The sequence below is a fragment of the Anaerophaga thermohalophila str. Valhall genome, assembly GCF_000250735.1.
GTDB lineage: Bacteria > Bacteroidota > Bacteroidia > Bacteroidales > Marinilabiliaceae > Anaerophaga > Anaerophaga thermohalophila_A.
Window position 1 is genome coordinate 1 of sequence record NZ_AHZV01000354.1, and the last position, 9,690, is coordinate 9,690.

Annotated in this window: 10 protein-coding genes; all 10 read right to left on the minus strand. The window is 41.7% G+C overall.

The window, feature by feature from the left end; genetic code table 11:
• Positions 1-386, minus strand: a 386-nt coding sequence (locus OQ5_RS21650) for a TerB family tellurite resistance protein (RefSeq protein WP_255297638.1), incomplete at its 3' end; no start/stop codon positions are given.
• 33 nt (positions 387-419) lie between these two features.
• Entirely contained in the window at positions 420-800 is a 381-nt protein-coding gene (locus tag OQ5_RS0118515; RefSeq protein ID WP_016778918.1) for a DUF1987 domain-containing protein, read from the minus strand.
• Positions 801-816: 16 nt separating this feature from the next.
• The gene (locus OQ5_RS0118520; RefSeq protein WP_016778919.1) at positions 817-1,392 is read right to left on the minus strand and encodes a SiaB family protein kinase; all 576 of its coding nucleotides are present in this window, start codon (positions 1,390-1,392) and stop codon (positions 817-819) included.
• Between the two features lie 32 nt (positions 1,393-1,424).
• Positions 1,425-2,021: a PP2C family protein-serine/threonine phosphatase gene (locus OQ5_RS25050; protein ID WP_016778920.1), complete on the minus strand. Its 597-nt coding sequence runs from the start codon at positions 2,019-2,021 to the stop codon at positions 1,425-1,427.
• 10 nt (positions 2,022-2,031) lie between these two features.
• On the minus strand, positions 2,032-4,026 hold the full coding sequence (locus OQ5_RS21655; RefSeq protein WP_016778921.1) for a PAS domain S-box protein: 1,995 nt from the start codon (positions 4,024-4,026) through the stop codon (positions 2,032-2,034).
• A gap of 432 nt (positions 4,027-4,458) precedes the next feature.
• Complete coding sequence (locus OQ5_RS0118530) at positions 4,459-5,232, minus strand: GAF domain-containing protein (RefSeq protein WP_016778922.1); 774 nt, start codon at positions 5,230-5,232, stop codon at positions 4,459-4,461.
• A gap of 74 nt (positions 5,233-5,306) precedes the next feature.
• Positions 5,307-5,885 (minus strand): chemotaxis protein CheB, encoded by a 579-nt coding sequence (locus OQ5_RS0118535; protein WP_016778923.1) that lies wholly within the window; start codon positions 5,883-5,885, stop codon positions 5,307-5,309.
• Positions 5,886-6,086: 201 nt separating this feature from the next.
• Positions 6,087-6,899 (minus strand): CheR family methyltransferase, encoded by an 813-nt coding sequence (locus OQ5_RS0118540; protein ID WP_010419975.1) that lies wholly within the window; start codon positions 6,897-6,899, stop codon positions 6,087-6,089.
• 17 nt (positions 6,900-6,916) lie between these two features.
• Positions 6,917-7,747 (minus strand): CheR family methyltransferase, encoded by an 831-nt coding sequence (locus tag OQ5_RS0118545; protein WP_016778924.1) that lies wholly within the window; start codon positions 7,745-7,747, stop codon positions 6,917-6,919.
• A 30-nt stretch (positions 7,748-7,777) separates the two neighbouring features.
• Positions 7,778-9,690 (minus strand): PAS domain S-box protein (locus OQ5_RS0118550; RefSeq protein ID WP_255297640.1); only part of this gene is annotated, 1,913 nt, incomplete at its 5' end.

Below are 9,690 nucleotides of genomic sequence, written 5' to 3' on the forward strand. Positions count from 1 at the left end.
TTAAAAACGTCGGCCACAGTATTTATAATGGCCATACGCTGTTCGGTAAACTTATGATCGGCATTAACCAGTTCGTACAACCGAACCAGTACAACCACTTTCTGTTCTCTGTTCAGCTGCTTGTTGATTTTTTTGCAAATGCCCAGTATCCGAACAGAATCTTTCATGGAGGTCAGGCGTACCTTTCCCTCTTCTTCTTTCCCACCTTTTGAATCGTTGGCCGAGTGCTTCAAAAACAACCCGTAGTATTCTTCCACAGCTTCAGAATTGAGTTGCTGCCGGAGAAAAGTCCGGACATATTCTGTTTCGTTGGACTCTACGCCTCCATCTTGTTTGGCAATCAGGCCAAACAATTGCATCAGTGCTTTTAGTATTTCTTCACTCATCGGTCAGTAAAAGGTGGGTTACCATTTGGTCAATTAATCGGTATACAAAACGTAATCAAAAGGAATTTCAACAATATCGGCATACTCTTCACCAGCTTCAAGCATGTCTTCTTCATCCTCGTGATAATGCCACTTAACAATCACTTCCTTTCCGCTCTCGACAATTTCTTCCAGCTTGAGAAGAATATCAAGGATCACCTTTGATGAAGCCGTATTAAAGTACTCCAGCTTAAAACAAAATTCGGTGTGGTCATTGGGCTCTTCAGCATACTGATCAATCCAGTCCAGAATAGGCTCGTAGAACATATTCACATCTTCGGGCAACGAGCGACCCGAAATTTCAAACTGTCCGCTTGCCTTATCCAAAATCACGTTTGGAGTATCATCGGTTCCTTTTATGTTAATCACATCCATAAATCAAAATGTTTTATCAGTAATTTCTTTTAATGGTAGACGTTAAAATAAAAAACGACATATCCTCATTCAGTTCTTTAAACTGGTATGACAGCTTACTACCGGTCTTTTTAGCGATGTCAATAAGTCCCAAACCGGCGCCACCCTTTTCGGAAAGTTTGGCCTCCATAATCTGCTGTTTATACAAAGACGACAATCCGGCCTTATCGAGGCTGTTGATGTGTTCCAGACTCTCTTTTAATCCCGGAATTTTTGAATTCCGGATAACATTGCCCGTAATGATTTTATAACTGTCGTCTCCTTTGCTTACCATAACAATTCCACGCCGATCGTCGTCGGTTTCATCGGACAAGGTATCTGCATGTTTGCTGATGTTTTGCAAACATTCGACCATAACGTTGAACACTTTTCGTTGCACCTGGTTAGGTTCTTCACTTCTGGCCATATTTTTTTCAGTGAGTGAGGTAAAAGTTTTGGTAATTTCCTGTGTCACCTCCCCTTCATAAACCAGGTTAATCTCGTTTGTTTTCATCGTTTTGTAGAGTTGATATGCAAACTCCAGAAAATGGTGACTCTCAATTTCCTTGCTCATAGTGTATGAAGTCTTTAAAAATGTAAATATAATTACAATTCAATTCCTATCAATAAAACATCGTCAACTTGTTTCTCGTTCCCCATCCATTCATAAAAAATTTTGGGGAAGAAACGGGCAAAATGTGCCATGGTATAATTAGGGTCCATAGTAAGTGCTTCGCGCACCCTCTTTGGCTGAAACTTCTTTCTGTCGGGGCCGCCCAACTGATCGGGCAAACCATCCGAGAAGATAAAGATTTTATCTCCCTCTCTGTATTCAATTAAGTGATTTTCAAACTCTTTTTCTTTTCTTCGCGGGAGCGGGGCTCCGCCAACGCCTTTTCTTGTTCCCTGATACTCGAGCAACTCGCCGTCGCGAAGCAAAAACAACGGACGGTGGGCACCACAATAATCAAGAACCTGTTTTTCGGGTTCAATTTTGCAGAATGCTATGTCCATTCCATCCCGTCCGGTAGACCCTTCCTGGTCCTGCTTAAGGGTTTTTCGTACCTCCTGATGCAACTGTTCTATAATCCGGTCGGAAGACAAAGTCGGGTCGGCGCTGACAATATTGTTTAGCAGGAAGTATCCTATAAATGAGAGCAATGCTCCGGGAACGCCATGTCCGGTACAGTCTACTGCTGCCACATAATAGGTATCATCTTTTTTGAGGAACCAGGGAAAATCGCCACTTACAACATCCTTTGGCCGGTAGAATATAAATGAACGCGGGAAATAATATTGCAGATGGTTGGTATCGGGCAGTAATGAACTTTGAATCCTCTGAGCATAATTTATGCTGTCCGAGTATTTTTTTATTTTTCTCCTTAATTTCGGCTTCAATCTTCTTGAACTCTGTCATATCGTGCGAAACAAACAAAACAGATTCAAGTTCGCCCTCATCATTCAGTTCCGGAATTCCCTTTATTTCCATGATTCTTTCGCCGCTGCTGGTCGATACTTTTACTTCCGAGATAATGGTTTCCTGGTTTTCTTTAATCTCAGAAAGCGTTGCTTCAATGTAATCAACAAACCGCCGGTCAATTTCCAGATCATTAACACGCTTTTTAATGATGTCGTTGGTTTGTATTCCAACAAATTTGGCCACGGCAGGATTTACATATACCAGTTTCCCCATTATATTTATCCGCATGATCATATCGGGACTGTTCTCCGATAAGCTCTGCATACGGCTTTTCATCTGCTCTTCCTTCTCGGCTCTCTTACGTTCGGTAATATCCTGCGTATTAAAAATAATACCCCTGATAGCAGGATCGTGCAACAGATTCTTCCCTTTTGTTTCGAGGAATAATTTTTCTCCATTCTTTCTCAGGTAAGTATACTGGGCGGTTTGCTCTCCTCCGGGCGTTTCAAGCAGATACTGAAAAAGATTGTTGATGGTACGGTAACCACGCGGGGTAAGCAGGTCAGGGTCCATTCCGGTTATTTCATCGTCATCGTCATAACCGAGAATTCTTTTAACGGAAGGACTTTCAAAAACAAGCTCCTGATTTTCGTTGTAAATAGAGATAAACTCAGAAGCGTTGGTCAGCAGTGCTTCGAGTCGTTTCCGGGCATGAGCCACTTCCTGAACCTGAGCTTCCAGCATTTGATTAGACTTCTCAAGCTCTTCCTGGGTTTCGAGCATTTCCTGCGCATTTTGCCTCAGCTGCTCTTCATTTTTTTGAAGGGTTTTAGTCAGTTCCTGAGATTCCTGAAGCAATTTCTGCGTGCGGGCTGTAATCTTCAGGTTATAGATGGTTTGACCGATAGATTCGGCCACAACCTCAGCATACAAGAGATGTTTATTTTCAAGATGATCACGCAGAAAAGCCACTTCAACCACCCCCTGCAACTCCTCTTCCTGCATGAGGGGAATTACCAGAAGCGTTTTCGGCTTCTTTTCTCCGATCAATCCCGATGTAACAGACCAATAGTCTTCCGGAATTTCAGTTCTGTAAATCAATTGCTTTTCATAAGCTGCTGCCCCCACAAGTCCTTTCCCGATCCTGAATTCATCATATTCGAAGCGTCGGCGGTTATAGGCGTACATGGCACTCCGTTTAAGCACCTCATCCTCGAGCAGATAGAAGGCACCCTGAATGGCTCCCAGATAATCGATCAATGCTTTCAATACAGCCGGGGTCAGATCCAAAAGATCATGGTGTACCCGCAGCAAGTCAGACATTTGCTCTTTTCCTTTCGAGATGTAGTTTTCCTCATCCTCACGCTGGCGGGCAACTTTTATATTTTTTCCGATGTCAAGTAAGACCGAAGCAAGATGATCACCGGATATTTCATTTCCCAAATCATCCTTTCCCTCTTTCAAATTTGAAGCCAGCTCAATATTGTGCTGAATTCGTTTGTTTAAGTCAAAAATCTCGGAACGGTATTGAGCGGTTTTCTCATTTATATAGTTCCTTACAAAAATGACAGCAAAAGGAACCGAAATAATCAGTAAGTCAACAAACCAAACCAGCCACCAGGTATGAAGATGAATTATATTGGAAAGACTGAATACACTTTTTTCGATGGACAGAAAGCCGCCCCAGGCCAACAGCAGAAAAAGCACGATAAACACAAAAAGAAAAATCGTTCTTTTACCGATAGCACACCTGTAAAGAACCACTTCCTTATTTGCCTCAATGCCCACCTGTACATTTTCATCCGTATAAAATTAGTCTAAGTTATTGGTCTGATATAACTCGCATGTAAGCATTTATACATATTCTTATTGTGGCAATCCTTGCCATGCTCGTTTCATTCGTATAAAATTTTCTATAAACATGCGAACCCTTCAGTCTCTACTCTTCGCAGGAAGAGTGATATGATCCCGAAAACGATCAAATGTTTATAGTAGTAAACGTTGTTTAAACATGATCATAAACAACTTTTGCATAATTTACAGACGGACACTAAATAGTGCTTGTCTATAAACTCACAAAAATTTTTACAATAAATGTGTCTGTTCAAACGTGTCATTTACAAGGCTTTCGAAGTCCGAAAATGCGGAGTTTACTCATTGTAAATGAGTAATTTTCGGACGAGCGTAACACAGTAAATGGCACTTTATGGACAGACACTTCTAAATAATATTTTTATCTGCCAATTTCGTCATAACCCCAGGCCAGAGCCGCTCAACATCAGACTCTCTGAAAGTCATTAGTTCAATCAAACCGGTACATTTTTGACCTTTAACAACCGGTAACAGATATAAAAAATATTGTTTGCTCTTACCCAAAGCCGTACTAACCGGCAAATATTCCTCCGGTATGTCCTCGATTTTGGTTGCTTCACCGTCTGCTGCTGCCTGGCCATGCAGTCCTTCGCCCTCTTCAAAAGGCGAAAGCTCAAAATCTTCGGGTAGTCCGAAAGTAGCTTGTACGTTAAACCGGCCTGAGGGTTTGTCTTTTTCATACCAGACCACGGCCATAGCATGGAATAATTCAGAAAAAAGGTACAACAGATGATGTTTATCGGTTTTTGCCACAGGGTCATTTACAAGTCTTTGAATAACTTTGTCCTGATAAGAAGCAAAGCGGGTTTCCTCATTTTGTTTTGCCTCATAACCGGCAATAACCGATTCCAGTTCTACTATTTTTTGTTCATGTATGGAACGCGTGTCTTTCAGCTCCTCCCCGAGGCGCTTAATTTCGGAACGTAATCCCTGATTGTTCCTATCACTGATATAAAAAGCAGTCAGGAAAAATATAAACGCAAGCACCTCAACCATGTAATAGGCTATCCCGGGATGCTGTTGTAAAAAAACATTCTTTAGCAAAGCCAGAATAAAAGCAATGCCTCCCAGAAGGAAAAGCCATCTTTGAAAATGCCTGTTATCAAAAAAATACCTGCTCATTTTACCGCACTCATCTTATATCTAATAATCTTATATCTAATAATCTTATATCTGTGATCTTTAACTGTTAAAAATTATGCTTTCAGCCCGTTCAAAATCTTAACAATATCGTCGGGTTTGAGAATCTGATCGGGAGTAAACAACTTTAAAGCAGCCTGTGGCATAGCATCAACATCACAAGTGGAAGGGTCCTGCACTATGGTGTATCCTTTTTTCTCGTGTATGTTTTTTATGCCCATTGCCCCGTCTTTATTCGCCCCGGTAAGAATAATTCCCATGGCTTTTTCTCTGAAAGAATAGGCTGCCGATGAAAAGGCATAATCAATAGAGGGCCGGCTATGATTGTTGACCTCCTCGGTTGATAGTGAGATTGTACTATCGAACTCCACAAAAAGATGATAATTTGATGGTGCCAGCATTGCAACTCCCGGCTTGAGTTTATCCTTATCGTAAGGTTCAACAACCGGGATATTCGATTTCATGTTCAAACCTTCAACCAATCCTGAGCGCACGTGTTTAAGCCTGTGAAGACACAGTACCACAGGCAACGGAAAAGCCGGATCGAGTTGTGACAGAATTCTGGAAACAACCGAAAAACTGCCGGCAGAACCGCCAATAACGACAATTTTAAATCTCTGCTCAGGTATTTTCATCAGTATAAAATTAGTCTAAGTTATTGGTCTGATGGAACTCGCATGATTGAAGTTTATACATGTTCTCTTGTGACAAACCCGGTCATGCTCGTTTCATTCCTATATAATTTAGTGCTCGTCTATAAACTCGCAAAAATTTTCACAATATAAGTCATTGGCCGAATGGAACTCGCAACTGCCCAAACCATCACCAGGCACCATTCAGGATTTTCTGAAAAAAATACTCTCTTTTTCATTCAAAACATCCAACTGATCCCGAAACGATAGGGGAACCGCTTCCCTGACTCCGAGTGCGATGACACCTCCCGGTTTCAATCTTTCCAATATCGTCCCGAAAGTTTCTTCTTTTTTCCGGGCTGTATAATTAATTCCCGAATTTCTGAACAATATCAGATCGAAGTTTTCATCAGGTTCTTCATCGCCAAACCAGGAATTCCGGAACCGGCATTTTTTTAACAGGTCTTTCCTGAAAAATCTTCCATCTACGGCTTCAGTAAAATAATCATCAAAACAGTCATTCTCTTCGAGTCGTTTGTAATTACTGTAACTTACATCAACATTCCCTATATCTATCACACCTTCCGAAATTTCCCGGCACTTTTCTTTTGAAGGATGCTGACACAAAACATCAACACGCTCCAGCAAATCTTCCTCCTTAAGCAACACGAGTAAGGAGTAAACTTCCTCGCCCGAAGGGGTATCGGGCAACCATGCAGACCAGTTATTCCCGTTAAACAAGGGGAAAACATCGTTTCTCAAAGCCCTCCAAAACCCCGGATCTCGAAACATTTCCGTTACATTCACCGCCATATAATATTTAACCGACTCACGAAATGTTTCATCAGCCAGGCGCTCGCTGAACTGGGGCAACCTGCGAATTTTAAGTTTGCCAAACACATGCCCCAGCCTTCTTTTCAGAAACGAATACGAATAACCGGTATAATCCAAACTCTTATACCGGGCCATTTCGGTTGTGACGTTTTTTATTTCATTAATACTTAAAGTAACACCCATGCTCAACCTTGTTATATTCAATATCTGAAATGAAAGACATTGCTTTTCTTGTATACCGGTCCCGACCTGTCGAACTTTGTTTTGAAAAACCCGCTCAAACCTTCATGAGCCCCCAAAACCAGAGTTCCATGTGAAAACATGACATCAAAGAATCGTTGAACAATTCTGTTCTGGAGCCTGGAATTAAAATAGATAAGTACATTCCTGCAAAAAATGATGTCCATTTTATTATAAAACGGTAGGTTATTCTCAACCAGGTTGTGCCGGACAAATTTTATATTGTCTTTCAAAAAAGGTTTTACCGATATAATATCTGTCTTTTTATCAATATCAAAATATTTAGAAAACAGCTTTTCGACACCATCAGTATTCTTAAAAACCTGACTAAAATTTTCAATACACCCTTTATCAATCTGGTGTTTATATATTGCTTTTTTCGCGCTGTCAAGCGACTTCTGGCTGATATCGGTGGCAAAAACACGAGCTTTGTCCAACATTCCCAGCTCATTAAGCAAAATCATAAGAGAATACACTTCCTGCCCGGTTGAACAGCCAGCATGCCAAATATTAATGACATTGTTGTTATGATAGAGCGGTAATTGCTTTTCGTACAAATACCGCCACATATCGGGGTCCCTAAAAAGTTCTGTTGTATTTACAGTGATGGCTTCGACCACTTCTTCAACAAAGAATTTATCAGACTGTGTACGGGCTCCAAGCTCTTCGAGGGTGAGTTTATGATCCCGCATCACCTTCTGAATTCTCCTGAAAATAGAGTTATCGGAGTATTCGGAAAAATCATACGGTGAATGCTCTTTGAGCACCTGAAGATATTCTTTATAGGTCATTACTCCGCAGTGATTCAACTCAGCTATCAATTAAAACAATTCAACTTCAACATTCTGAATAAATGCAGTATATGAATGATCGTCTCCCACCTCGGCGTCAGACAACAGGAACAGTACGGGTATTTCTTCACCATATTTATTCAAAATGGGTACTTCCTTTCGTTCACCGATCACTTTGCTTCCTTTGGAATTGACAAAAGCGGATACAAACGGGTCATTTTTGGCTGCATTTTTAGAAAACAACCTGGAAACATGCTCTCCCAGTACCTCGTCTCTCGAATAGCCCCACAACTTTTCTGCTGCAGCGTTAAAAAACTCAAGAATGCCATCTTTATTGGTAGTAATGATGGCATCGAGGGCCCCCTCGAGTGTTTTCTCATTTCTGATTTTGACAGCTTCAATTTCCTTAAAATGTTCTTTAACTTCGTTTCTGGCCTCTTCAAGCATAACACCCAGTTCTTCTTTTGAGCGCTTCAGGGCCTCTTCCATCTGTACCTGCTCAGTTACGTCGCTTTCGAGGCTGAGTATTTTCATTATCTCACCATCATTATCAACAACGGGCGAATAAGTAGTAAGAAGATATATTTCTTCGCCGGGCTTGGTTCTTCGTCTCACTCTTCCTCTGAAATTCTGTCCCTGCTGCAACTGTGCAAGGATTTTATCCAGCTCGGCAACATCTTCTTTAAAGAAGAAAATTCTCAAATTCTGGCCTTCAATTTCTTCGGGACGATATTTAAAAGTATTCAGGAAATTATGGTTGACAGAGATAAGCGTGCCGTCGGTTTCAAATTCACAGCTTATGGCAGCATGATCGATGGCATCAAGAATACCTTGCATTTCCACTTCTCTCCGCTCGCTTTCTTCCTGGGTTGCTTTCATCTCCTCAAGGTTCTGGCGAAGCTCCTCTTCCTGCTGGGCCATTTTCTCAGCCTGAATCTGAGTCTCTTTCAGGAGCCTGGAAGTCTTTATATTTGTTTTTACGGTAGAAATGGTTAGGGCAATACTTTCGCCCAGTTTTTCAACAAACTCAATTTCAAATTGCTGGAATGGTCTGAATGAGGCAAGTTCAATAACTCCGTAAATCTCTTCGTTGGCTTTCAGAGGAACAATCAGGATAGCGCCTGGTGTTGCCTCTCCAAGTCCCGATGTGATATTAACATAGTCATCAGGAACATCGGTCATATAAATTGTGGCCTTTTCAAGAGCACAACGCCCCACGAGACCTTCTCCCCATTTGATTGTCTTGTCAGCAAATTTTTTCCTGTCATAAGCGACACAGGCCGTCATCTCAAAATATTTTTCCCCCTCTTCACCCGGGCCGGGCTGGTTCAACAGGAAAAACCCACCCTGGTTGATTTTCATGTAGTTAACCAGGTAGTGAATAATGTTATAGGACAACGCTTCAAGGTTGTCATTGTTCTTCCTCAGCAATTCAGCGAACTGCGCAAGCCCCTGTGTTACCCAGGTACGTTGCTCTTCTTCAAGGCGGCGTTGCTCCTGGTCTTTTTTGTTCTGGAGCATGAACTCCCTTAACCTGATGAGCGCTTTTGTCAGTGCATCCCGCTTCTGTTCGTTTGGGATGGTTTCTTCCAGTTTTCCCTGACGCAGGTTATCGATAAACGCAAGCACCATTTTCGTTTTGCCGGCTTCCTTTTTTATGCGTTTGTTTTGCTTGCGAAGCGCTTTGACAAAAACATTGGAAACCTGATACCCGGCAATTGCGAAAATAACCGGGAAAAGCAGGACGATCCACATTCCGGGCACAAGGTAAAGAAGATGCCATATACCACCGCCCGATTGCCTTACAGGTTCGGCATCGAGGCTCAATAAGATAATAATCACTGCCAGGATTAATCCAAAGGCAAAACCCCTGAGCGAATACTTTGATAATATGTTCCGGTAATCTGCTTTCTTCATTTTGTCAATTCTTTGACATCTTAACC

What these genes read in the sequence shown, in the direction of transcription:
- OQ5_RS0118530 (WP_016778922.1), bottom strand. Translation starts at nt 5,232, where the DNA reads ATGAGCAGGTATTTTTTTGATAACAGGCATTTTCAAAGATGGCTTTTC.
- OQ5_RS0118535 (WP_016778923.1), bottom strand. Translation starts at nt 5,885, where the DNA reads ATGAAAATACCTGAGCAGAGATTTAAAATTGTCGTTATTGGCGGTTCT.
- OQ5_RS0118520 (WP_016778919.1), bottom strand. Translation starts at nt 1,392, where the DNA reads ATGAGCAAGGAAATTGAGAGTCACCATTTTCTGGAGTTTGCATATCAA.
- OQ5_RS0118540 (WP_010419975.1), bottom strand. Translation starts at nt 6,899, where the DNA reads ATGGGTGTTACTTTAAGTATTAATGAAATAAAAAACGTCACAACCGAA.
- OQ5_RS0118545 (WP_016778924.1), bottom strand. Translation starts at nt 7,747, where the DNA reads ATGACCTATAAAGAATATCTTCAGGTGCTCAAAGAGCATTCACCGTAT.
- OQ5_RS0118515 (WP_016778918.1), bottom strand. Translation starts at nt 800, where the DNA reads ATGGATGTGATTAACATAAAAGGAACCGATGATACTCCAAACGTGATT.